The sequence below is a fragment of the Martinezella lusitana genome, from assembly GCF_016901135.1.
GTDB classification, from domain to species: Bacteria; Pseudomonadota; Alphaproteobacteria; order Rhizobiales; family Rhizobiaceae; genus Rhizobium; species Rhizobium lusitanum_D.
Map to the genome: position 1 here is coordinate 112,495 of NZ_JAFEVL010000036.1, position 22,295 is coordinate 134,789.

The 22,295-nt window shown below is 58.8% G+C and carries 24 protein-coding genes and 1 pseudogene; 14 read left to right on the plus strand and 11 right to left on the minus strand.

Annotated features, from left to right (window positions below; genetic code table 11):
- Positions 1–305 precede the first annotated feature (305 nt).
- Complete coding sequence (locus JTP94_RS14000) at positions 306–1,223, plus strand: recombinase family protein (RefSeq protein ID WP_204851095.1); 918 nt, start codon at positions 306–308, stop codon at positions 1,221–1,223.
- Here the strand turns inward: JTP94_RS14000 and JTP94_RS14005 are convergent.
- From JTP94_RS14005 to JTP94_RS14015, 3 genes are read right to left on the minus strand one after another with little or no spacing between them, the layout of a single operon-like run.
- A complete protein-coding gene (locus tag JTP94_RS14005) occupies positions 1,174–2,289 on the minus strand; it encodes a TniQ family protein (protein WP_204851096.1) in 1,116 nt (371 codons plus the stop codon). The genes JTP94_RS14000 and JTP94_RS14005 overlap by 50 nt on opposite strands.
- Before the next feature lie 14 nt (positions 2,290–2,303).
- Positions 2,304–3,221 (minus strand): TniB family NTP-binding protein, encoded by a 918-nt coding sequence (locus JTP94_RS14010; protein WP_204851097.1) that lies wholly within the window; start codon positions 3,219–3,221, stop codon positions 2,304–2,306.
- Positions 3,218–4,837, minus strand: coding sequence for a transposase family protein (locus JTP94_RS14015; protein ID WP_246754944.1), 1,620 nt, complete (start codon positions 4,835–4,837; stop codon positions 3,218–3,220). Before JTP94_RS14015 ends, JTP94_RS14010 begins: the two co-directional genes overlap by 4 nt.
- A gap of 348 nt (positions 4,838–5,185) precedes the next feature.
- On the opposite strand from JTP94_RS14015, the gene JTP94_RS14020 reads away from it, so the two are divergent.
- From JTP94_RS14020 to JTP94_RS14030, 3 genes are read left to right on the plus strand one after another with little or no spacing between them, the layout of a single operon-like run.
- Complete coding sequence (locus JTP94_RS14020) at positions 5,186–5,443, plus strand: type II toxin-antitoxin system VapB family antitoxin (RefSeq protein ID WP_174010983.1); 258 nt, start codon at positions 5,186–5,188, stop codon at positions 5,441–5,443.
- Entirely contained in the window at positions 5,440–5,844 is a 405-nt protein-coding gene (locus JTP94_RS14025) for a type II toxin-antitoxin system VapC family toxin (protein WP_204851099.1), read from the plus strand. The genes JTP94_RS14020 and JTP94_RS14025 overlap by 4 nt, the downstream gene beginning before the upstream one ends.
- A complete protein-coding gene (locus JTP94_RS14030; RefSeq protein WP_204851100.1) occupies positions 5,841–7,016 on the plus strand; it encodes a site-specific integrase in 1,176 nt (391 codons plus the stop codon). The genes JTP94_RS14025 and JTP94_RS14030 overlap by 4 nt, the downstream gene beginning before the upstream one ends.
- A gap of 142 nt (positions 7,017–7,158) precedes the next feature.
- On the opposite strand, the gene JTP94_RS14035 is transcribed toward JTP94_RS14030, so the two are convergent.
- Together JTP94_RS14035 and JTP94_RS14040 are read right to left on the minus strand one after the other, a co-directional pair.
- Positions 7,159–7,428: an Lrp/AsnC ligand binding domain-containing protein gene (locus JTP94_RS14035; RefSeq protein ID WP_204851101.1), complete on the minus strand. Its 270-nt coding sequence runs from the start codon at positions 7,426–7,428 to the stop codon at positions 7,159–7,161.
- A gap of 24 nt (positions 7,429–7,452) precedes the next feature.
- Positions 7,453–7,656, minus strand: a complete 204-nt coding sequence (locus JTP94_RS14040; RefSeq protein WP_312038164.1) for an Lrp/AsnC family transcriptional regulator — start codon at positions 7,654–7,656, stop codon at positions 7,453–7,455.
- 77 nt (positions 7,657–7,733) lie between these two features.
- Between JTP94_RS14040 and JTP94_RS14045 the strand changes: the two genes are divergently transcribed.
- Together JTP94_RS14045 and JTP94_RS35495 are read left to right on the plus strand one after the other, a co-directional pair.
- A complete protein-coding gene (locus tag JTP94_RS14045; RefSeq protein WP_281434801.1) occupies positions 7,734–8,288 on the plus strand; it encodes a LysE family translocator in 555 nt (184 codons plus the stop codon).
- 53 nt (positions 8,289–8,341) lie between these two features.
- Positions 8,342–8,500: pseudogene (locus JTP94_RS35495) on the plus strand (recombinase family protein); the annotation flags it as partial.
- Between the two features lie 845 nt (positions 8,501–9,345).
- Here JTP94_RS35495 and JTP94_RS14050 read toward each other — a convergent pair.
- From JTP94_RS14050 to repA, 6 genes are all read right to left on the minus strand, one after another.
- Positions 9,346–9,693, minus strand: a complete 348-nt coding sequence (locus JTP94_RS14050) for a hypothetical protein (RefSeq protein ID WP_204851104.1) — start codon at positions 9,691–9,693, stop codon at positions 9,346–9,348.
- 274 nt (positions 9,694–9,967) lie between these two features.
- Complete coding sequence (locus JTP94_RS14055; protein WP_204851105.1) at positions 9,968–10,492, minus strand: NUDIX hydrolase; 525 nt, start codon at positions 10,490–10,492, stop codon at positions 9,968–9,970.
- A 152-nt stretch (positions 10,493–10,644) separates the two neighbouring features.
- Complete coding sequence (locus JTP94_RS14060) at positions 10,645–10,989, minus strand: integration host factor subunit alpha (RefSeq protein ID WP_204851106.1); 345 nt, start codon at positions 10,987–10,989, stop codon at positions 10,645–10,647.
- A 358-nt stretch (positions 10,990–11,347) separates the two neighbouring features.
- Positions 11,348–12,562, minus strand: coding sequence for a plasmid replication protein RepC (gene repC / locus JTP94_RS14065; protein WP_204851107.1), 1,215 nt, complete (start codon positions 12,560–12,562; stop codon positions 11,348–11,350).
- A gap of 155 nt (positions 12,563–12,717) precedes the next feature.
- The gene (repB, locus tag JTP94_RS14070) at positions 12,718–13,740 is read right to left on the minus strand and encodes a plasmid partitioning protein RepB (protein WP_204851108.1); all 1,023 of its coding nucleotides are present in this window, start codon (positions 13,738–13,740) and stop codon (positions 12,718–12,720) included.
- Positions 13,737–14,951 carry a plasmid partitioning protein RepA gene (repA, locus tag JTP94_RS14075; RefSeq protein WP_204851157.1) on the minus strand — a complete coding sequence of 405 codons (1,215 nt, stop codon included), beginning with the start codon at positions 14,949–14,951 and terminating at the stop codon, positions 13,737–13,739. Before repA ends, repB begins: the two co-directional genes overlap by 4 nt.
- A gap of 374 nt (positions 14,952–15,325) precedes the next feature.
- On the opposite strand from repA, the gene JTP94_RS14080 reads away from it, so the two are divergent.
- Genes JTP94_RS14080 through trbL form a run of 8 tightly spaced genes read left to right on the plus strand, consistent with a single transcriptional unit; the run spans position 15,326 to position 22,269 of the window.
- A complete protein-coding gene (locus JTP94_RS14080; protein ID WP_204851109.1) occupies positions 15,326–15,961 on the plus strand; it encodes an acyl-homoserine-lactone synthase in 636 nt (211 codons plus the stop codon).
- Positions 15,958–16,929, plus strand: a complete 972-nt coding sequence (gene trbB, locus JTP94_RS14085) for a P-type conjugative transfer ATPase TrbB (protein ID WP_204851110.1) — start codon at positions 15,958–15,960, stop codon at positions 16,927–16,929. Before JTP94_RS14080 ends, trbB begins: the two co-directional genes overlap by 4 nt.
- The gene (gene trbC, locus JTP94_RS14090; RefSeq protein ID WP_204851111.1) at positions 16,919–17,326 is read left to right on the plus strand and encodes a conjugal transfer pilin TrbC; all 408 of its coding nucleotides are present in this window, start codon (positions 16,919–16,921) and stop codon (positions 17,324–17,326) included. The genes trbB and trbC overlap by 11 nt, the downstream gene beginning before the upstream one ends.
- The gene (locus JTP94_RS14095) at positions 17,319–17,618 is read left to right on the plus strand and encodes a conjugal transfer protein TrbD (protein ID WP_204851112.1); all 300 of its coding nucleotides are present in this window, start codon (positions 17,319–17,321) and stop codon (positions 17,616–17,618) included. Before trbC ends, JTP94_RS14095 begins: the two co-directional genes overlap by 8 nt.
- Positions 17,619–17,620: 2 nt before the next feature.
- Complete coding sequence (locus tag JTP94_RS14100) at positions 17,621–20,077, plus strand: conjugal transfer protein TrbE (RefSeq protein WP_204851113.1); 2,457 nt, start codon at positions 17,621–17,623, stop codon at positions 20,075–20,077.
- A gap of 25 nt (positions 20,078–20,102) precedes the next feature.
- Entirely contained in the window at positions 20,103–20,861 is a 759-nt protein-coding gene (gene trbJ, locus JTP94_RS14105; protein ID WP_246754964.1) for a P-type conjugative transfer protein TrbJ, read from the plus strand.
- Positions 20,855–21,085, plus strand: coding sequence for an entry exclusion protein TrbK (gene trbK, locus JTP94_RS14110; RefSeq protein WP_204851115.1), 231 nt, complete (start codon positions 20,855–20,857; stop codon positions 21,083–21,085). Before trbJ ends, trbK begins: the two co-directional genes overlap by 7 nt.
- Complete coding sequence (gene trbL / locus JTP94_RS14115) at positions 21,079–22,269, plus strand: P-type conjugative transfer protein TrbL (protein WP_204851116.1); 1,191 nt, start codon at positions 21,079–21,081, stop codon at positions 22,267–22,269. The genes trbK and trbL overlap by 7 nt, the downstream gene beginning before the upstream one ends.
- The last annotated feature ends 26 nt before the right edge of the window (positions 22,270–22,295 follow it).

Consider the following 22,295-nt stretch of genomic DNA (forward strand, 5'->3'; position numbering starts at 1 on the left):
CATTGGGTGGAAAATGGCTCGCCGAACCGTTCGGCCGAGCCCCCCTCCCCAAAGCACATCTCGCCAACGTTGGCCCAATGCGGCAGCCCAGCGCTCGACCCCTCGCAAAACAGGCAGTTTCGGGGCATTTCGGCTGTGGAGGGCTGCCGACGGGCGTGCTGTGGCCCGGATGGGTCCGTTGCCTATCCCGGATCGGAAAATGCGCTGCAAGGCCTCCTATTTAAGTTATAAAACACGCTTGCAAACCGGCGTTTTCTCACGCATTCATTATCTGTACAAACGCCATCAAAAACGAGCCAAGACTAATGCCACAGGTTGCAACCGTCAGCTCCCCTTCCCCGCTGCCAAGGCTGATCGGATACGCTCGGGTTTCGACCGACGATCAGCTCAACGACGCCCAGGTCGATGAGTTGCGCGACGCGGGCTGCCATCGCATTCATCAGGAGCACGGATCGGGAGCATCACGCGCAAGACCGGTGCTCACCAAGTTGCTGAAGGATCTTAGTCCCGGCGATGTGCTGGTCGTCGTTCGTCTCGATCGCTTGGCGCGATCGGTCAGCCATCTGCTTCAAGTGATCGAGGACCTCGAAGGGCGCGGCGTTCACTTCCGCTCGTTGCGCGATCCAATCGATACCTCCACGCCGCAGGGCATGTTTTCGCTGCAGGTGCTCGGCGCCGTCGCCCAGCTTGAGCGCGCGCTGATTGCGGAGCGAACCAAGGCCGGCATGAAGGCTGCAAAAGCGCGCGGCCGGCTCGCTGGTAATCCCGGTCTGCGCGAGCGCCGACCGGAAGCGATCAAGGCGGTGTCGCAAGCACGCGAGAAACTTTATCTCGACGAACTGATTTCGTCGGCACAGACATGGCTGCCGACCGTGCGGCAGCTTCGGCCTCAACACAGCTGGGACAATGTCGTGCGGGTTCTCAATCGCCGCGGCTACGATTGGACCGTTGAACGGCTGCGTCGTGCCGTCCATCGCATGGTGCGCGAGAAACTGGCCGATCCCGGTTTGCTTGCCCGGTCGCCGCGTCGCGCCCCGGAGGATCATCTCATGAAGCTGGTTGCCGCGATCACCATCGCCGATCCGGCTTTGTCGTTGCGCGACATCGCCGCGCAACTGGACCAAATGGGGGAGCGGCCGGTGCGTGGTGGTAGGAAGTGGCAGCCGTCTTCCGTCAGGGCCCTGTTGGACGAGGCACATCGTTTCGGCCTCGTTCGCTCTTGAGTGCCTGGCTCATAAGGCGCCCGAGCTTCCTGTCCCGCGAACTCCCCTTTATGGCCGACATCGCTTTCCAATCCTGGCTGGCCAGGATCTGTTCGGCCAGTTGATGATACTCGATATCGGGTCTGAGCCTGAGCTTCGGAAGAGTTTCCAGAGTTCCAACCGAATGGGGCGTTTCGGCGGCCTGCGGCAGTGATTTGCGTTTACGATTGGCCAACTCTCGCTCGAGGTAAGAAGGTGGCGGTCCGAGCCATTGCCTTGCCTGCGCCAGATCAAGCAACTGTGCCACCGCCATGAATGTGACGATGCGCCATGGAAGCGACAGGTAGACGAGAGGGTTACTGCGGGCGGTGAAAGCGGGAATGCGTCCAAAGGGAAACTTCAGGTCAAGCCATGCAATGAACGGTTTGCCATTTGTCTGTGACGGCGACCACAAGGTTTCGATCGCAGCCTTTATCTCATCCAGTGCGCCGCCGCCCTCCCTCCCCTCGATAGCGGCGTCTATCGCGGCCGTCAGTATGAGCAGGAAATCTACCGTGGCCGCCCCTTCGACCTTCTTTTGTCCCCCCGATACCGCGGTCGAGCAGTGTCCGCAGATGAGCCGCGCCTCTTCCTCGATACATTCGAAGCGGAAGCGGTCCCGGGCGAAACAGTGGCCACACCAATCTTGCAGCATGCAGCGATGTTTCCGACAAACCGCTGTTTCGACATGAGCCCATTCACGGCGAAGATAGTGATCCCGGCCAACCGACACGTCCTCGTCAAGGCAATCGGGGCAAGTCCCCTGCTCCCTGCGGTCGGTAACATACCAGGCGATCGATCTCACCGATCGGCTCAACATCATTGCTTCGACTTCAGCGATCTTTAGTCTGGCGGTGCGCGCCCACGATCTGAGGACCAGCGGATCCGGGCGAAAATCCCGCAACTCGAAACTGCCGGAAGCCGGCGGCCGATCCTCATGCCCCAGCCAATGCTCGATTTCGCCCGGCGTGCATCCATAGCGACAAGCCACCCTGGCCTGCCATGACGAGATCAGCTCATCTGGGTAGGGCCGCGGTGCGATCGGCAAGAGGGGGATTTGCCTCACCGCGCCGATCGCCGCTGGAGCGAGCGTTCCGACCGTCGAACCATGGCGACAAGCGGCAACACAAGGTCGTCGCAGCTGAAGCTGTCCGCGGTGATACACTCACTGCCGTTGCGGATGGCGTCGGCAGCAACGGTCTCCATCAGCCGGAATATACGCACCGTCACGCCGTCGGTGAGCTCAAGAACACGCCGGCGGACTGCCGGAGATGTCACTGCCGATGGCCGGCGTAGTGGAAAAATAGACGCCAGGCTCGAAAGAAGCTGAGTGATGCGCTGATCGTTCGACCAGCGCTCCAGGTGAAACGCTTCGAACCGTTCTGCGAGCTGCGGGTCCGTCAGAAGCGCCTGCCGGGCAAGATCGGTGCCCGCGCAGATCAACGGCACCTTCAGGTCATTGGCAAGAAAGCGGATCACATTGAGGAAAATCCGCTGCTGGCGAAACGTGCCGGTCAGCATTGCGTGGATCTCGTCGATAACAAGCATTCTGACGCCCATCCTGCGCATCAGGCTACGGCAGATCGTTTTGAGGCGGAACGCCGCGTCGCTGCTCGGTCCAGGCGCCCCTAGAGCGTTCAATAGCTCACCATAGACATCCCGCTCCAACGGCTCTGCGGGCATCTGCATCGCCACGACCGGCATGAAGGTCACGCCAGTTCCCCTGTCGAAAGTCGCGGGATGATCGCGAAGAAACTTGCGGATGATTTTTGTTTTTCCCATGCCGGTGTCACCATACAATAGTAGGCAAGGCATGCGGTCCCGCGGCGGATACGAAAGCAGGTCCTCAAGCCGCATCAATGCCGAATTTGCCTGAGCCGTTTCGAGCCAGCGATCGGCCCGAATCCAGGCGATGCGCTCACTATCGCTCAGCTCGGCATAGCTCCGGTAGGCCGGCAGAAGATGGGCATACTCGCTCACGACCACTCCTCCACCGCCAACGGCGAAAGGTCGATGCAGACATCGTCTTCGTCGTCTGATTCCGGTAAATCGGTAGTCCGATCACGGGCTGCCAATGCACGCTCTTTCCGCTCAGCATGGCGGCGCATGGCCCGGGTCTGCTGAACGGCGCTCTCCATAAGCCGCCTTTGCTCGGCGATGGTCTCGAAAATCAGGTGCTCGTCGATAGCTCGGACTCCCCGAGCCCTCAGTGCCGCCCGCGCCAGGCGATGTTCTCCGAGGGTAATCGGCGGCCGGTCCAAGGCCGCAAAACGCACGGGCCAGATCGAACCGTCTGCCTGCTCCACATAAACACAGGAGAGATCCCGCGGATCATACTTGACCCGCACCTGGCGCGAAGATCGCCCAGCCAAAGGACTGAGAACGTCATCCCAATAACGAATTCCGAACAGATGCAGACCATCCCTGCGGATACAGCGTTCCTCATAAGGGAGAAAATCGAGCAGAAACCGTTCTGGATCATGCGGCAGGCGTAACGGCCGGGAACGGACCGCGACCGCATCTTCCCATGCCGTCCGCGGCGGGAGCAGCAATGCGCTATGAACTTCGGCATGGTAGCGGCCGACGATCTGGAGGGTCAGCCATCTCTCCAATTCATCCAGTGTCATCGCTGCATGCTTCTGCGGATCGTACGAGCCTCGCTTGGCAATGCTGCTCGAAGTAGATCCCGGCAGCAGATGCACCGCACCCATCATGGTCCCGATCAATCGCTCGATATGCCCGCCGTAATGCGGGCGTGCAACAGGCCGGTACATCAGCTCGATCCCATGTTCAGGCGCTCCCCTGACCAAAGCCTTGCCGTGGAATTCTGCTCCATTGTCGAGGTGAATAACGTCTGGCAATCCAGAGACCGGCCACTCGGCATCGATGCCCATCGTCTGGAGCCAAGGTTCTTTTGGCATCACCAGATTCTGGATCGCCAAGGCCACGGATGTCGCCGACGGGCTTTCCAGGCTGAGATAGAAGCCAGCCACCATGCGGCTGGCAACATCGATCGCCAACGTCAGCCAGGGGCGCTGCAGCGGCTTGCGGCTAACCGCATCGACGATGAACAAATCCACCAGGGTGTGATCGATCTGAATAATCTGAAGGGCATAGTTGGCGTTATATTCTTGCACGACAACGCCGAACTTTTCGGTTGCCGCCTTCGCTCCCTCCCTCCATCGCATCAGTATCTGCGGATCGATGCAGTCGACGCGCGCCCGGACGGCTGTCCACGATGGCGCGCGAACGCCGCGTTCATGGCAAACTTGCCGTACCCGGTCGTGTAGAGCGGAGATCGTCGGCCGCTCACGTTTCCGGTAAGTATCGAAAATTGCCGCTTGAATGATCTCCTCGATCTCCGGGGGCAACAGCACTCTGCCCTTGGCGGGACCCGGTATAGCGTCCAGCAATGAGCTCGTGACCGGCGATGCGCGATATTGGTTCAGCAGCTTATAGAAACGGGTTTGGCCCAACTCCAGCTCTCGGCAGGCTTTACCGACATGCGCGGCTGAAAGGCGGGGCATCAGAGCCAAGGGGCGAATAACCTTTTCGCGTGACACCGCCCTCAGCCATACCGCCTCGTTGACGGCCAACTTGTCTGGTTTCCGGCCCATCGGTGCTCACCCTTACATCGAGCTGCAAATCAGGCTAAAATTCCACCGAACCTACTCAAGTTCACTCAATTAGAATGAGCGATTATTATTACGCGACAAAGACATCCAGTCCGGTCGATTAAAAAGAGTGACACGGTAAAGTCGGGGCAGATCACAGCCCGCGAGCCGCCCATGCCAAAACCCAAAGCCTGCCCTCCCCCACCGATCCGGTGCTGCGCCGCTCGGATGAGGCAATTTAGTATCGTTAGTTAGCCATCTAGCGACGCCTTTCTTGCCATCTCAGGTCGGTATTGCTATATTTGGCGGCATCTCGATAGAGGAAAGCCGATGTCTGAAACACAACTCTCCGTCCGCAGCACAAAGGCGAGGGACCTGGCCCATGCGCTGGCGCGCCGCACCGGTCAGCCAATCAACAAGCTCGTCGAGCAGGCGCTTGAGCGCTACGATCTGGAACTGCGCCAACAGTCTGCCCGGACGCCGATCGATGTCCTATCGGACTTGATGGCCGAGGGCCGGCGTGCTGTGCCAACCGGCACGACATCTGCGCATGACGATTTCTACGACGAATATGGTTTGCCACGATGATCGCTGTCGATACGTCGGTCATTCTGGCGATGGCCTTGGGAGAGCCGGAGGCCGAACGGTTCATATCGTTGGTGGGTCGGGAGGCACTTGCGATCGGCTGGCCGACCCTGCTCGAGGCTCGAATGGTGCTGACAGGAAGAGGGTTTTCAAACGCTTCGGACATAGTTGATCAGTTTGTCCGGCTGCCGAACGTAACCACGATTACTTTCGACGAGAAGCATTATCGCGAAGCGGAACGAGCGTTCGACCGTTTCGGTAAAGGTCGCCATCCAGCCACACTCAATATGGGCGACTGCTTTTCCTACGCCGTTGCCGCGGTCGCCAAGGCGCCGCTCCTGTTCAAGGGCCAGGATTTCGGCAAGACCGATGTGAAATGCCATCCCGCGTCGGCAACCCAATGACACGCAAAGCCATCACCCGACCCGCCCCCGCCGATCCGGTGCAGCGCCGTGCCGAAGAACTCGATGCGCTTGACGCGATCCTTCCCTTCGATCGCCGCGACCAGCTGGCAACGCTACTAACTGATGATGATGTCGCCACACTCAAGCATCTGGCAAACCAAGGCATGGGCGACAACACGCTCAGGGCGCTGGCTTCCGACCTTGGTTACCTCGAAGCCTGGTGCGGGCTTGCCACTGGTGCTCCCCTGCCCTGGCCGGCGCCGGAAAGTCTGCTGTTGAAATTCGTCGCCCATCACCTCTGGGATCCGGTCGAACGGGCCGAGGATCCAAACCACGGTATGCCGGCAGACGTCGAGGCGGGATTGCGCGTCAGGGGGCTGCTGCGCGCCGACGGGCCACATGCGCCCGACACGGTCCGTCGGCGTCTGACCTCCTGGTCGATCCTGACACGCTGGCGTGGTTTAACTGGAGCCTTCACCGCTCCGTCCCTGAAATCTGCTCTCAGGCTCGCCGTTCGCGCAAGTGCTCGGCCAAGGCAGCGGAAGAGCAAGAAAGCTGTCACCGGCGACATCCTGGCGAAACTCTTGGCCACCTGTGCTGGCAACCGCCTGGTCGATATTCGTGATCGCGCCTTGTTGCTGACCGCCTTCGCCTCCGGAGGTCGGCGGCGCTCTGAAGTTGCTGCACTTCGTGTCGAGGATCTCATTGATGAGGAGTCAGTGCACACCGATCCGGCCAACCCAAACTCCCCTCCCCTGCCCTGCCTGACGATCAGCTTCGGCCGCACCAAGACGACGACGGCCGATGATGACGAACACGTCGTGTTGATCGGCCGGCCGGTAATCGCCTTGAAGCATTGGCTGGCGGAGGCCAGGATCGACACCGGCCCGGTGTTTCGACGCATCGACCAGTGGGGCAATATCGATCGGCGGGCGCTGACGCCGCAATCGGTCAACTTCATCCTCAAGGCACGCGTCAAGCAGGCCGGCCTAGACCCGGAGATGTTCTCGGCGCATGGCCTGCGGTCTGGCTATCTCACCGAGGCCGCCAATCGTGGCATCCCCCTCCCCGAGGCCATGCAGCAGTCGCTGCACAAGTCGGTGACGCAGGCGGCCAGCTATTACAACAATGCTGAGCGGAAGAACGGGCGCGCGGCGCGCCTGGTTATCTAGTCGTCACGGTCTGCCGTCTGGTTCCCCGATCTCAAACGTGGCATACATGAGTCCCCTCTCCTACGCTTTCTCGCGGCATCGGTGCCAGACAGAGGGCAGCTAACGCGCTTCCCACGCTAGCCCCGTAAATGCACAGGGTCTCTCACCGCCTTTGATCCTTTGGAGAGCCCAGAACGATGAAGCTGGTAATCGCCGTGACCTGCGGCAGCGTGCCTAACACGTTCCTATGGAACGCCTTGTAAGTGGCGATGTCGGCAACCTCGACACGCAGCAAATATTCTATTGTGCCTGTCACGTTGTGGCACTCAACGACTTCATCGGCCTGTGACATCGCTTGCTCGAACGCCTCTTGGCTCATCTTGGTGTGATCGGACAGCCCGACCGTGATGTAGGCGAGGAACCCGGCTCCCATTCGCGCACGATCAATCGACGCCCGCTATCCCGTAATGACACCGGCGCGCTCCAGTTCTTGAACGCGACGCAAGCATGCCGACGCAGATAAGCCAACGCGCTCAGCCAAACGTACATTCGGCTGGCGTGCATCGACGGATAGCTCGCGCAATATATGATGGTCAATTCGATCAAAATCAGGCTTTTGTTGCAATTTTTCCGGCTCCGTTGATAACATTCGCACCAACATTCTGTGAAAATGCTCTTAACATTGCGCGTATGACCGATCCAGTAGTTCTCGCCCCATTCCTCGTTTTCGCGTTTCTCATGGCAGTTACGCCGGGACCCAACAACGCAATGGCGCTGGCGTCCGGCGTTCGTGTAGGTTTAACCAGGTCGTTTCCGCTCATAGGCGGCATTGCCGCTGGAGTTGCCTTGCAAATGTTAGCGATTGGCTTCGGCCTAGGCACGCTATTCGAGGCCTATCCGATCACGCACGAAATTTTGCGGATCGGCGGTTCGCTTTATCTCATCTGGCTTGCATGGAAGATCGCGCGCAGCGGCCCAATTGTTGAAGGCGAGGAGAGTTCGCCCATCGGCTTCTTTGGCGCCGCCGCGTTTCAGTGGATCAATCCAAAGGCATGGGCAATCACAGTGAGTGCGGCTGCGACTTATATTCCCAGCAACGACTATTTGCTGAATATCTCGATCGCTGCGGCTTTGCTGGCTCTTGTAGCCATCCCTAGTGTTGCTGTCTGGGCGGCTCCCGGGCGCCTGCTCCGCAATGTGCTTACTCGGCCGACTTATGCACGCATCTTCAATCTTTCGGTCGCGCTTCTTCTCGTCGCGTCGACAGTACCGATTCTATTGGGCAATTTGTAGAAGCCAGCTCACCACTCAACCGAGGCCTTAAACTGATCCGAGATGAACCCGATATCCTCAATCGCCGCGGTCACGACTGGACAGTCGAACGATTGCGCCCTGCCGTCCAACGGATGGTGCGCGAGAAACTCGTTGAGCCGGAGTTGATTAAGCGTTCCCCTCGCCGCCAACTAGAGGATCATCTTTGCCATGTCAGCCCTTCTCTAGTGGTCTGTCGATTTTAGCAGAATACCCTACCCATCTGGGTGTATGTACGCGCAGCAACGTTGGTTGTATCGATGAGCTGTTCACTACCCGGTGAACGCCCCAACTGCGCCAGGCGTCTACGCCCCCAACCGGACGCCTGGCACCCTCTGCCGACGATGGCGCTTGACGAAGCTGTTGAGACGTTATCAGGCAATGGCCTCCCAATGTCGTCGGTACGCCCACGGGCGCCGTGAGCCGAGTGGTGCGGACGCGGAATTCGATGTCAGTGTTGCTTGTAGGGTTGCTCTTCTCGTCTGAGGGAGCGACGTTTGCGTCCCCAAAAAACCTTTGGGCGTCGAGCGTTGGTCGATTACGCATGTTCACCAAGTAATCGCCTTAGAGGGAATCGATTATATCGACTTGGAAGCATTCCGGGCCGAAATGAAGCCGGCCTGGGTAGGGTCGAACTTCGGCTAGATCTATTTCCTGGTCAAACGCAAACGAAATATGCGGCGTGTAGCTGGGAAAATCCCAGCTCATTCCGAGCCGGCGAAACTCAGCATGTCGATGGGAGAGCCGCTGGCAGCCGAAGATCAACACGATCACACCGCCAAAATTCCGGACCGACCTTCGGCTCCCAACCCGCACGGTCAAATCGGTCGCGCATGGCGAGATCTGTTTCCAGTTCCCCGTCCCGCGGGAGGTTGCGATCGTCACGTGCAGCCCGTCCGAGGCAACGGTATCGGTAAAACCTTCGGATTTGGCCCAGGCCAGAAATTCACCGTGGTTGAGAAGCGGTCTACTGACTAACATTTGTCAATAAAGGGTTAGAGCGAAAGTTGCTCAAAATACGTCAAGCCAGGATCGTATATCACAACTGTCCGGCTTCATCGATGTCGATGAGGATCACGTTTTCGGGCCGCTGAAGCGGCATCATGACGCCGGCGCCGGCGGGCTCTTTCTCTTGAGCGGGGAAAGAAGGCTCCGCCCCCTCTCCCCAGCAAGGACAAAAAGCCGTCTCCCCATCCTTCGGCTCGAAGGCCTGCAGGACCTGGCCGAACATGTTCAGCTGGCCGCTGACGCGGTGGGCGATACCCCTCGGTTTTTCTCCTTGCCCCCTCTCCCCTGCTGCTCCACGCGAACTTGGGAAGCAGCCAATCGCGATTTCACGCTCCAGGAATGCCGAACTGAAGAACGGGCGAGCGGCGCGGCTTGTCATCTAAATACCGATAGCGGTTGCCACGCTAGCCGCGTTCGCGGGAGGCGGCAGAGATCTAACGCACACGAGCGCCGAGAAAACTGACGCTGGGCTCATTCAAATGTTTCGATGCAACGCATGGGGCAACAAAGAGTTCATCCACCAAACGATGATCTAGATGCCTGAACGATCTTAAGGTCGCCGGAGAATTCCAGCAGTCATGCAAACAAACGCTAAGTGACATACATCGCATGTTCGTTTGCTTTGGTCGGATAATGGCCCGACCTTTCTCAAACTATTGTGATCTCTTGGTCTGCGGGATGAAATGGACGAGCAGAGATTTCAGCTCAATTTCGCGAACCCGTCTGGCAGCCTCGTCCGGGGTTACCCAGTGGAGAAGCCGCTGCCCCTTTTCTTTGAAATCGGCGCGGACCTCTTTCACTTCTATTTGAAACATCTCGACGATGCAGGGCGCAACATCGCCGTCATCAAATTCCTTCAAATAGGTATACCGGCCTATGGCACTTTTCCTCACCGTGCCGCGTACGCCTGCTTCCTCCCACGCTTCGATCGCCGCCGACTCATAGGGCTTCTTGCCTTTCATCGGCCAACACTTGGGAATGATCCATCGTCCACTGTCACGCGATGTAATGACCAGAATTTCGAATTCTTCTCCGTCGTCTTTATACCGAAAGCACAAGGCACCGAACTGGCTGCGGAACGTTCCGCCAAAGAGTTTGTCTGGTGTTTGCGCTAGCTGTTGGAGCAGGTGCTTTGATTTGTCGGGGGAGGGCTTCCTCCCTTCTTTCTTTGGCTTCATGGGACGCCACGTTGTCAAAGTTTCAACGTCAGCTCAATTGCCTAAAGGGCCCTTCGACGAGTTTATACCGATAGTCCATGTGTGAGATAGGGGATAGCCCCTCCTGCTCCTTCTGACGCCGAAACCTAACGGGCGGTTCGGCCAAGGATATGTTATCGGCTTGGATCCCGTGGAGGGACTTTGGCCTTTGCCTTTCGGGATTTATGAGCCTTTTGAATTCGTGATTTCATCACATCTGATGCTGTGAACTTTACGACCCGGCGCGCGGAAATCAGTACCTCTTCCCCTGTTCGTGGGTTGCGGCCCGGCCGGTGGATTTTAGCGTTCAACTGAAACGAGGCAAATGATGAAAGTCCTATCGGTTCTCCGCGCACAAGTGCATCGCCGATCTCACCGAGCACGGCCTCCACAAGATCGGATGATTCTGTTCGTGAAAGGCCGATCTTTTGAAACACAGCATGCGCTAAATCTGCGCGCGTCACGGTTTTCGTGGTCATGTTCTCCGATCCAAAGCTCCGAAAGAAGATTCTTTATCGCAATTCGTGCGGCAAGACGTACCAACGTTGTTGCCAAGAAGGATCCACCGCTGTCCGGTGGTGTCCATCAGCCTATAAATCATATACAATATCGCGGTGGATGCGACCTGGAGGTTGCGTACCGGCCTCTTTTCGTCTGAACCGCTCGCCCCTTATATATGAAAATAGAGCGCCGTAAAAAGCGTTGTTCTTTCAATATGTTAATGCGGTGGTCAGCTGACCACCGGAATCAGGTGGTGTTTTCGATCCTAAAAGCCACCGGCTATCGCCTCAATCCCGGTATTGGACAGTCTGCAACTCCTCTCCCGGCGCCCAACGTCTACCCCGCTTTCAATGGCGCAAGCCCGCTCGCCTTTAACAAGGCAATTATCATCGGGCCAAGCGAGAATTCGCCGCGCTCGGTTCGCCGAGTCAGAGCCCGCAGATATCCACCGGCCGAGTTGATGAAGTTCGCCCGCTCCAAGATGCAGGCGATCACAACCGCCGCATTCTCCGGCCCCATAGTAGCGCACGCGTCCTGATAGGCCGCCGGGCTGACGCCAAGCATGGACCGAACAACCACCGCAGCCGACATCAACTCGCGCCAGCTTGCGATCGCTCCATCCGGTCCATAATCGGCAATCGCTGGGCAGGCCTTCAGCACTGTTCCCAGCGGAAACGCCTTAATCGGCGCACTCATCGGCCGGCTGGTTTCATCCAGTTTCGCCCCCTGCTCTTTTTCGGAGCGAGGTTCAAGTTCATTAAGGTATTCGGGTTTTGAATTCTGTATGTGCCGCTCAATATGAGCACCATTGGTGCTATTTTTCTCCGAATTTCCCTGGATATCCAATCGATTGACTATCTCCTCCTGAAGCAGCTGCATTTCATCGAGGACCGCGGAAACGTCAGAGAGCGTGGGAGAGCGTGGAATCCGCGTGACCAGGGCGATATACATCGCTTCGATCACCCTCCAGTCGCCATCAGCACCTTCTTCCATTGCTGCAGTAATCAACTTACGAACGTCTCGCCGGCAGATCGTCAGGCTTTCCTTGGCCTTACGAAGCATCGCGCGATCGGTCATCACTTGCTGCGCCATCACAGCCAGTTCTTCTGAACGCGCGAGGAGGGGGGAGAGATCAAAGCCGAAGGCACTCTCGATCTCTCCAGCGCCATCCCTGCGAGCGTAACGCTTGCCATTGGCACTGTCTTTCCGGATGATCAAGCCCGCCTCAACCAGGACCGCGATATGCCGGCGCAATGTCGCACCAGCCATCCCGTGGGCTCGAAGCGCAAGCTGGGTATTCGACGGGAAGACTATCAGTTTCGCGTCTTGACGCAGTTCATTGTCCGGATAGAAGCTCAACAGCGCGTCGAGCACCGCGAGACTGTTGGATTGAACGCCGAGCACATCCATAGCGGCGGAGGCGTCCCTGAAGACCTTCCACTTGTCCGCGGTCTTTCCGTGCTTAATTTCAGCCAATGCCGCCTGTCGCCGCACGAGCGCAAGCGTCATCGGCCGCCGCCCGAATGGCGTCGTCACACTTCCTGTTTGCATCGTCTCTCACCTTTCAGCAGGCAAAAGAAATCCACTCACCAAAACGATGCCAAAGAACTCTTGACGAGGATTCGAGGAAATGCGATTCTGTTCTTGCTACAGAGACAGAAGGGCTTCCGCGACGGCGACGTTGAGGAGGCTCTTTTCTTTTGCGGTTACTCTCCCTGTTTCCGTTGGTTTGCAGCGTGGTAGGCTTGGTATAGCGCCGGCACTTGCTCCAGCACGAAGGTCGCAAAGTCAGGCGTCGCCTTCCGGTCGATTATGACTTCCAGCTTGGTCTTGCTCTGTGAGATCTGTGCCAGTCTGTCTCCGTTCGGGGCCGACATCACCTCCGGCAGGCCGCGAGGAGGTCGGCGAGGCTTCAGGTGGGCGATGACCGCCTTGAATCGGTCTGGCGATGGCAGCGCCTGCACCTCTTCTGAGGCAGCATAGATGGACGCGTCAGACGGAGACGCTGCATTCCCGACCAACTCTGCCAGTTGCTGCCAGCTTGGGCGTCCGACGCCAGGAGCGGCACCAATGGCGTCGATCAGTCCGGAGGGGAGGGCGTCGACAAGCACGAGCATCTTCGACAAATTGCTTTTGTCGATCGACATAGCAGCGATGACAATCTCGCGTGGAAACTGTTTGTTCAGATGATATGCGAAGCGCGCCTTCTCAATAAAAGTGAGATCTTCACGCTCATTGTTTTCCTGGCCTTGGGCCACAACGAGTTGTTCGTCCGTCAGCTCGCGGACCACGGCTTTGACTGGAAGACCCAGTTCCGAAACAGCACGCAATCGACGGTGCCCGAAAGCAACTTGATATCGGCCGGAAAGCTCTGGGTGAGGTCGAACCAGGATCGGAACCTGCTGGCCTTGCTCGCGGATTGAGGAGAGAAGGCCGTCGATATCACCCTGCATACGATCCTGGACGAATGACGGCTCGATCACCGAGGCGTCCAGTTCTATGACTGCCTGACCTTCAGCAAGGCGCCGCTCGATTTCTTCGGCACGGCTAAGGCGATCATTTTGCTCGCGCAGTGCATTGCCAATGTTCGCCGTGAGCTTGGTTGCCGGATCGCGATCCTTCCTTGGCACACCGAGAAGCGGCATGGACCGGTTCTTTCCAGACCTGTTTTCCGCGAGTGGCGTGTCGGGGGCGTCTGTCGAGACGCCCAGGATGTGTTTCCGGCTCATGTGGGTCTACCCCATGCTTTTTTGATCAGAGTTTCGATCTCGTCATTGACCGCGTTCATAGCCTCCAAGGCCCGATCATAGGTCGATCGCGTGAACTGTCCGCGCTCGACTTCAAAAAGGGTCTGGTTTGTCAGACCTGCATCCGACACTGCCGTGGTTTTCAGCATCGGGAAATTGAGGACACTCTCGCCAAATATCGACCGCAAATAGCCCACCATTTGGTTTTGCGGCCCATCGCTCGGTTCAAAACGAGTGATGAGGTAGCGCATCCAATTGAACTTGAACTCGGCGCCAGCGTTCTCGATTTCCCGGAGCAAATTGGACGTCATCGCCAGGAACTGGTTCATCGACATCACGTCCAACATCTGAGGATGGACCGTGACCAAGATCGATGTTGCTGCTGTCAGAGCCGAAAGCGTGAGGTAGCCGAGCTGGGGAGGGCAATCGATCACGACGACATCGTAGTTATTGGCGATGTCCTCGATCACTTGACTGATACGACCGTAAAAGAGCGTGTCGCCTTCCTTGCGCTTCATCAGCGCGCGTGGGGTGTCGTGCTCAAACTCCATCAGTTCGAGGTTACCGGGAATGAGGTGTAGGTCGGGAATATATGTTCCCCGGACAACCTGCTCGATCGGGACCTGCTCATTATCGTAGCGAATGGCGCCATAAAGCGTTTCGTTTGGACCAACGTCGGTCTCCGGTTGACTGCCGAAGAGTGCGGAAAGGCTTGCTTGAGGATCAAGATCGATCGCGAGAACCCGGTACCCGCGCATTGCCAGATACTGAGCCAGATGTGCGGCTGTGGTCGTCTTGCCCGACCCGCCTTTGAAATTCATAACGGAGATAACCTGAAGCTGCTCGCCGTCGCGACGGTGCGGCAGATAGCGTCGATTCCCACGGCCGATCTGGTCCATGTGCTTGCGGATCGCATGAATATCTTCGATTGAAAAATTCCGCCTACCGCCCGGGCTCATGCTTACATTCAACTCTGGCATTTCCGAAGCGGTCTGTCGTAGGTAAGATTCACCGACGCCAAGCAGCTTAGATGCTTCCGACGGACCGAACGTTCGAATGCCCTTCTCGGAAGTCGGCGGGAAGACCTTAAGATGATGCGCTTGAAGTTGACTGGAGAGGGCGTCGGCATGACGCTCCATCAATGCCGTCAACCCTTCAACAAGAGGCGCTGCTTCTGCGGCGGACTTCGCCATCTCAATACCCATTTCTTGCCAGTGGCGATATTTTTCGCGAAACCGGTAAAATTCCGCCACCAGAAATAAGCGCCGATTCTGATTTTTGAGCAAGGGTTTTTAGGTTAACAAGGGGTTAACATATTTGCCCCAAACTAAGCCATCAGGCCGAATCGGCGATAACTAACCGGTAGTTAGGCAGATTCCCCGCGTTGCGGCCAGTGCGCATTAAGTGCAGATTTGCACATAAAATGAGGCATCGCCCACAGCGCAAGCCAGTCGGCTTGGCAGGCTTCAACCCCAGTTCGGTAGAATCACTGGGTGCAAATCTGCACGTTGGCACACGCTGACCGAGATGATTTCTGTCCGCATGACCTGTTCATGCGGAGATCATGATGCGGATACTGACCATTCCACCCCACCATCACAGACGGCACCGACGTTTCCTGAAACAGATGCACCGTCTTCGCGCTACAGTATTCGGCGACCGTCTCGAATGGGACGTGTCTATTGCGGCAGGCGAAGAGCGTGATCAATATGATGACTTCAAGCCGGCCTACCTCTTGGCGATCACCGAGAGCGGACTGGTCGCCGGCTGCGTCCGTCTTCTTCCGGCTTGCGGGCCGACGATGCTCGCACAGACCTTTCCTCAACTGCTTAAAACAGGCTCGCTCGCTGTACACCCTGGAATGGTAGAGAGCTCGCGCTTCTGCGTCGACACCTCCCTTGTTTCGGGGAGGGAGGGAGGCCAACTGCATCTCGCGACGCTCACCCTGTTCGCTGGCATTATCGAATGGTCGATCGCGAACGGCTATAGTGAGATCGTCACGGCGACCGATCTCCGTTTTGAGCGTATTCTGAAGCGGGCCGGATGGCCAATGCGCCGGCTCGGCGAAGCTGCCGCGATCGGCAACACCATCGCTATTGCCGGAAGTCTGCCGGCAGATCGCGTCAGCTTCGAACGGGTTTGCCCTCAGGGCTACCACTCGATCCCTCAGCTCGACGGGGCACCGATTGGGAGCGTCGCGTGACTCAGCTGCGCTCCCATCCCCGCCTTGTCCGCAAACTCCAGGATGCCCTGGGTGATCACCTCTGCGTCGCGCTCGACGACGCAACAGTCGTCGAAATCATGCTCAACCCGGATGGCAAGCTTTTTATCGAGCGCCTTGGCCATGGTGTCATGGGAGCTGGCGCCCTTAGCTCGGCGGCGGCAGAGGTTATCATCGGCAGCGTCGCTCATGCTCTGCGCTCGGAAGTAGACCCCGAGCAGCCAATCATTTCCGGCGAGCTGCCGATCGGCGGACATCGTTTTGAGGGCCTCCTGCCGCCTGTCGTCTCGGGACCGACATTTACGATCCGGCGACGCGCCTCGCGCCTTATTCCACTCGATGAGTATGTGCGATCGAAGGTAATGACCGAAGCGCAGGCTTCGGTGCTGCGCAGCGCCATTGCCTCTCGAATGAACATCGTAATTTCCGGCGGTACGGGATCTGGCAAAACGACGCTTGCAAATGCAGTCATCGCCGAAATCATCGCGAGCGCACCCGACGATCGCATTGTCATCCTCGAAGACACCGCCGAAATCCAGTGCGCCGCAGAGAATGCGGTATCGCTCCATACGAGCGACACGATCGATATGGCCCGGCTGCTCAAAAGCACAATGCGGCTGCGGCCCGATCGTATCATTGTCGGCGAAGTCCGTGACGGTGCGGCGCTGACGCTGCTCAAGGCATGGAACACCGGTCATCCGGGCGGGGTCACAACCATACATTCCAATACAGCGATGTCGGCGCTTCGCAGGCTCGAGCAACTGACAGCGGAAGCCAGCCACCAACCCATGCACGAGGTGATCGGCGAAGCCGTGGATCTCGTCGTTTCCGTAGAGCGAACGGGGAAGGGGAGGCGGGTCCGCGAGATCATCAACATCGAAGGTTTTGCCAATTCCCACTACCGCACCGAACATTACGCACAAATCGATGAGGACAGCCATGTCGCGTGACTATCAACGTTTCCTGGCCGGCGGCGCGCTGGTCTTGCTCTTCGCCAACACGTTGGTCGCTCCGGCACTTGCCTCATCGGGTGGCGGGGGTCTCCCGTGGGAATCTCCGCTCCAGCAGATCCAGCAGTCGATAACCGGTCCGGTCGCCGGCTTCATTGCACTGGCAGCCGTCGCCATCGCCGGTGCGATGCTGATTTTCGGAGGCGAGCTCAACGATTTCGCGCGCAGGCTCTGCTACGTCGCGCTTGTCGGCGGCGTTCTTCTCGGTGCGACCCAGATCGTGGCGCTGTTCGGTGCAACAGGCGCTTCGATCGGCGAGAACACCGCACAACCTGCTCCGGGCACTGCCGAACAGATGACGCTGCTTGGACCGAAAGGGGAGGGGGCTCATGGCTGAGCCCGGATCCAATCTCGCTCGCTCGCGGGTGCATCGGGCGCTGTCACGCCCAAATCTGCTGATGGGTGCCGACCGCGAGCTGGTGCTCCTCGCAGCGCTCGCGGCCGTGATCCTCATCTTCGTCGTTCTAACCTGGTATGCCGCACTGTTCGGCGCCGCAATCTGGCTGGTCGCGGTCGCAGCCCTTCGCATGATGGCGAAAGCAGATCCGCTTATGCGCCGTGTCTATGTCAGGCACATCTCCTATCGGTCCTACTACAGGCCGACCTCCACACCGTGGCGACGGTACTGACGATGGCTGCACTGAAGCCTTTTCGTCATTCCGGACCATCCTTCGCCGACCTCGTTCCCTATGCGGGGCTGGTCGATAACGGCGTGGTCCTGCTGAAAGATGGCTCCCTCATGGCCGGCTGGTATTTCGCGGGACCGGACAGCGAAAGCTCGACCGACGCCGAGCGCAACGAGGTCAGCCGGCAGATCAACACGATCCTGTCGCGGCTCGGCACGGGCTGGATGATCCAAGTGGAGGCCGTCCGCGTGCCGACGATCGACTACCCGGGGGAAGACGTCTGCCACTTTCCTGATCCGGTCACGCGCGCCATCGATGCGGAACGGCGATCGCATTTCGAGCGCGAGAGCGGACATTTCGAAAGCCGGCACGCGCTGATCTTGACATGGAGGCCGCCGGAGCCTCGGCGATCCGGGCTTGCGCGCTATGTGTATGCCGACGCGGGGAGCCGATCAGCCACTTATGCCGAAACGGCGCTGGAAACCTTCCGGACCTCGATCCGCGAGGTCGAGCAGTATCTCGCCAACGTCATCTCAATACACCGCATGGTGACGCACGAAACCGAGGACCGCGGTGGTTTTCGGATCGCACGCTATGACGAGTTGTTTCAGTTCGTCCGTTTCTGCATCACTGGCGAGAACCATCCAGTCCGTCTGCCTGACATCCCGATGTATCTCGACTGGCTGGTGACGGCTGAGCTGCAACATAGGCTCGCCCCCAAAGTCGAGAACAGGTTTCTTGGGGTGGTCGCCATTGACGGCCTGCCGGCGGAAAGCTGGCCGGGCATTCTCAATTCCCTCGACCTGATGCCGCTGACCTATCGCTGGTCAAGCCGCTTCGTCTTTCTCGACGAGCAGGAGGCGAGGGCGAAGCTCGAACGTACGCGAAAGAAATGGCAGCAGAAGGTGCGGCCGTTCTTCGACCAACTCTTCCAGACACAAAGCCGGTCGATCGACCAGGATGCGATGCTGATGGTGGCGGAGACAGAGGATGCGATCGCGGAGGCATCCTCCCAGCTCGTCGCCTATGGCTATTACACGCCCGTCATCATCCTCTTTGATGACGACAGCACCCGGCTTCAGGAAAAGTGCGAGGCCGTGCGCCGACTGATCCAGGCCGAAGGATTTGGGGGGCGAATCGAAACCCTGAATGCCACCGACGCTTTCCTCGGTTCGCTTCCGGGCAACTGGTACGCCAATATTCGCGAACCGCTGATCAACACGCGCAACCTCGCCGATCTCATCCCACTCAACTCGGTCTGGTCCGGCAGTCCAACGGCACCGTGCCCTTTCTACCCGCCCGGCTCGCCGCCGCTGATGCAGGTCGCCAGCGGATCCACGCCCTTCCGGCTGAACCTTCACGTCGACGACGTCGGGCATACGCTGGTGTTTGGGCCGACGGGTTCCGGTAAATCGACCTTGCTCGCGCTGATCGCGGCACAGTTTCGACGCTACGCGGACGGTCAGATCTTCGCGTTCGACAAAGGCCGTTCGATGCTACCGCTGACGCTGGCCGCCGGCGGCGATCACTACGAGATCGGCGGCGAGAGCGACGGGAAGGGGAGGGCACTTGCCTTTTGCCCACTGTCGGATCTTTCGACCGATTCCGACCGGGCCTGGGCGACCGAATGGATCGAGACACTTGTGGCGCTGCAGGGCGTGACGATCACGCCCGACCACCGCAATGCCGTATCCCGCCAGATCGGTTTGATGGCGGAGGCGCGCGGCCGATCGCTCTCGGACTTCGTCTCCGGCGTGCAGATGCGCGAGATCAAGGAGGCGTTGCATCACTATACGGTCGACGGACCGATGGGGCAGTTGCTCGATGCCGAGGAAGATGGGCTTGCGCTCGGTGCATTCCAGACCTTCGAGATCGAGGAACTGATGAACATGGGCGAGCGTAATCTCGTGCCCGTGCTCACCTATCTCTTCCGCCGTATCGAGAAGCGCCTGACTGGAGCTCCCAGCCTGATCATCCTCGACGAAGCCTGGATCATGCTCGACCACCCGGTCTTTGGCGGGAAGATCCGCGAATGGCTGAAGGTCCTTCGAAGGTTGAACTGCGCGGTTGTGCTGGCAACACAGTCGATCTCGGATGCGGAGCGGTCCGGGATCATCGACGTGCTGAAGGAAAGCTGCCTTACGAAGATTTGCCTCCCCAATGGCGCGGCGCGAGAGCCGGGCACACGCGAGTTCTACGAACGCATCGGGTTCAATGAACGACAGATCGAGATCGTCGCGAATGCCATGCCCAAGCGCGAATACTACGTTGCCTCGCCAGAGGGGCGCCGGCTCTTCGACATGACGCTCGGACCGGTCGCGCTCTCATTCGTCGGCGCCTCCGGAAAGGACGATCTGAAGCAAATCCGCGCACTGTATTCGCGACACGGGGCCGGATGGCCTCTCCATTGGCTCGAACAGAGGGGGATTGGCAATGCCGCTACATATTTTCCAATCATCTAGCAGTGGCGTAAAACGCTCCGCCGCGATGGCGGCGATCTTGGCTCTCGCAAGCACATCGCCGCTGCAGGCAGGCGGCGTGACCGGACAGGCGACCGAGTGGACGCAGCTTGCCAACAACACTGAGCTGATCAGTCTCGTCGGCAAGTCTGCCGAACAGGTCAACAACCAGATCACCCAGATTAGCCAGCTCGCAGAGCAGATTCAGAACCAGCTCAATATCTACAGCAACATGCTGCAGAACACCGCGCAATTGCCAAACCACATCTGGGGACAGGTCGAGGGCGATCTGAACAAGCTCAAGGGCATCGTTTCCCAGGGCGAGGGCATCGCCTTCTCGATGGGCAATATCGACGATGTGCTGAAGCAGCGGTTCCAGAGCTTTGCCGACTTCAAGTCGAGCCTGCCGGACGGGGCATCCTTCTCATCGACCTATCAGAACTGGTCGAACACCAACCGGGATACGATCGCCGGGACCTTGAAGGCAGCTAACCTGACGGCCGAGCAGTTCTCCTCCGAGGAAACCACCATGTCCTCTCTCCGGTCGATGTCGGAGAGTGCCGACGGCCAGATGAAGGCATTGCAAGTCGGCCATGAAATCGCGGCGCAGGAAGTGGCGCAGATGCAGAAGCTGCGCGGTCTCGTCTCCCAGCAGATGACGATGATGGGTACCTGGTACCAATCCGAGCAGGCTGAGAAGGATCTCGCACAGGCGCGCCGCGAGGAATTCTTCAAGTCGACGGCACCGTCGATGTCCGGTGGACAGGAGATGAAGCCCAGATGGTAGTCTCGAAGCTATTTCTCGTCGTCGTCCTTTTCTCAAGTGCGGCCGGCGCCGGAGGAGCGGTGTGGCTCCTTGCTCAATCCAACGATCCGTCACAGTCAGCCGCCGGGACCGACGCGTCCGAATCTCCGCTCAACGACGAAGCCCGCAGGCGCGCGGAGAAATTCTTTGGCGGCCAGCACAATTACGACCTGACAGGCGGGCAGGAGATGAAACCACGATGGTAGTCGACAGGACTTCAGGTGCGCGGCTTCTGCCGATCGCGCTGGCGCTTGGCGTTTTGGTCATAGCAAGTCCGGCGCTGGCTCAGGATGGCAGCGTGCTGAATACGCTGGAGAACCAGATCGTCACAGCAGCGAAGGGCTGGGAGGACACGATCAGCCGCGCCGCCCGCTCGCTGTTCTGGATCCTCGCCGGCATCGAGGTCGGTATTGCCGCCGTGTGGCTGGCGCTGCAGGCCGCCTCTCTCGATGCCTGGTTTGCCGAGCTTGTCCGCCGCATCATGTTTATCGGCTTCTTTGCATTCGTGCTGGAGCGCGGTCCCGCACTCGCAAAGGCGATCGTCGACAGCCTATTCCAAATCGGCGCCGGCGGTGGTTCCGCTTCGCCGGCTAACGTCTTCAACGCCGGCCTGACCGTTGCCTCGAAGATGTCCGAGAAAATCAGCTTCGGCCTCTTCCAGGACAATGCGCTGGCGCTTTCGGCAGCGCTGGCGATGATCGTCAGCGTCATCGCCTTCTCGCTCGTCGCGGCAATCTTCATCTCCGTGCTCGTTGAAATGTATGTGGGTTTGCTCGCCGGAATGATCCTGTTGGGTCTTGGCGGATCGAGCTTCACCAAGGACTTCGCCATACGCTACCTGATTTATTCATTCTCCGTCGGAATGAAGCTGATGGCGCTGGTGATGATCGCGCGTATCGGCTCCGAAGTGTTGATCGGCATGGCAAACGATGCCTCGGTCGGCGACCAGTATCAAACGGCTCTTGCCATCGCCGGTATCGCCGTCGTGGTGTTCGTCATTTCAATGTATGTGCCGAACATTATCCAGGGCGTCGTCCAGGGCGCCTCCGTCACGGGTGGCATGGAAACGATCCGGCATGGGTCGCAGGCCGCCAACTTCGCGATCGGCACGGCGGTCGGAACCGGAACGCTTGCGTGGGGCGGCGCCAAGGCTGGAGCCTCCGCATATTCCGATGCTCGCAGCACCGGATCTTCGATGGCGGGCGCTGCCCTGAAGGGCATGGCGAGCGGAGGCGCTGCCGCCGCAAGTGCGGTCGCGGCTGCCGCGCGCGATCAAGCGATGGACGGCCGCGGCACATACGGAACCTCAACACTTGGCCTTGCCAACGCCAAACTCGATGAAGCCAACAGGGCATCGGCGCACAAGAGCTTCACCGGAAAAAGGGGATGAGGAAATGAGGATCTTCAAAGTCAACC

Excerpts from the sequence above, each read along its gene's own strand:
- JTP94_RS14000 (WP_204851095.1), top strand. The coding sequence starts at position 306 with ATGCCACAGGTTGCAACCGTCAGCTCCCCTTCCCCGCTGCCAAGGCTG.
- JTP94_RS14020 (WP_174010983.1), top strand. The coding sequence starts at position 5,186 with ATGTCTGAAACACAACTCTCCGTCCGCAGCACAAAGGCGAGGGACCTG.
- JTP94_RS14025 (WP_204851099.1), top strand. The coding sequence starts at position 5,440 with ATGATCGCTGTCGATACGTCGGTCATTCTGGCGATGGCCTTGGGAGAG.
- JTP94_RS14030 (WP_204851100.1), top strand. The coding sequence starts at position 5,841 with ATGACACGCAAAGCCATCACCCGACCCGCCCCCGCCGATCCGGTGCAG.
- JTP94_RS14035 (WP_204851101.1), bottom strand. The coding sequence starts at position 7,428 with ATGGGAGCCGGGTTCCTCGCCTACATCACGGTCGGGCTGTCCGATCAC.
- JTP94_RS14040 (WP_312038164.1), bottom strand. The coding sequence starts at position 7,656 with ATGTTGGTGCGAATGTTATCAACGGAGCCGGAAAAATTGCAACAAAAG.
- JTP94_RS14045 (WP_281434801.1), top strand. The coding sequence starts at position 7,734 with ATGGCAGTTACGCCGGGACCCAACAACGCAATGGCGCTGGCGTCCGGC.
- JTP94_RS14050 (WP_204851104.1), bottom strand. The coding sequence starts at position 9,693 with ATGACAAGCCGCGCCGCTCGCCCGTTCTTCAGTTCGGCATTCCTGGAG.
- JTP94_RS14055 (WP_204851105.1), bottom strand. The coding sequence starts at position 10,492 with ATGAAGCCAAAGAAAGAAGGGAGGAAGCCCTCCCCCGACAAATCAAAG.
- JTP94_RS14060 (WP_204851106.1), bottom strand. The coding sequence starts at position 10,989 with ATGACCACGAAAACCGTGACGCGCGCAGATTTAGCGCATGCTGTGTTT.
- repC (WP_204851107.1), bottom strand. The coding sequence starts at position 12,562 with ATGCAAACAGGAAGTGTGACGACGCCATTCGGGCGGCGGCCGATGACG.
- repB (WP_204851108.1), bottom strand. The coding sequence starts at position 13,740 with ATGAGCCGGAAACACATCCTGGGCGTCTCGACAGACGCCCCCGACACG.
- repA (WP_204851157.1), bottom strand. The coding sequence starts at position 14,951 with ATGGCGAAGTCCGCCGCAGAAGCAGCGCCTCTTGTTGAAGGGTTGACG.
- JTP94_RS14080 (WP_204851109.1), top strand. The coding sequence starts at position 15,326 with ATGCGGATACTGACCATTCCACCCCACCATCACAGACGGCACCGACGT.
- trbC (WP_204851111.1), top strand. The coding sequence starts at position 16,919 with ATGTCGCGTGACTATCAACGTTTCCTGGCCGGCGGCGCGCTGGTCTTG.
- JTP94_RS14095 (WP_204851112.1), top strand. The coding sequence starts at position 17,319 with ATGGCTGAGCCCGGATCCAATCTCGCTCGCTCGCGGGTGCATCGGGCG.
- JTP94_RS14100 (WP_204851113.1), top strand. The coding sequence starts at position 17,621 with ATGGCTGCACTGAAGCCTTTTCGTCATTCCGGACCATCCTTCGCCGAC.
- trbJ (WP_246754964.1), top strand. The coding sequence starts at position 20,103 with ATGGCGGCGATCTTGGCTCTCGCAAGCACATCGCCGCTGCAGGCAGGC.
- trbK (WP_204851115.1), top strand. The coding sequence starts at position 20,855 with ATGGTAGTCTCGAAGCTATTTCTCGTCGTCGTCCTTTTCTCAAGTGCG.
- trbL (WP_204851116.1), top strand. The coding sequence starts at position 21,079 with ATGGTAGTCGACAGGACTTCAGGTGCGCGGCTTCTGCCGATCGCGCTG.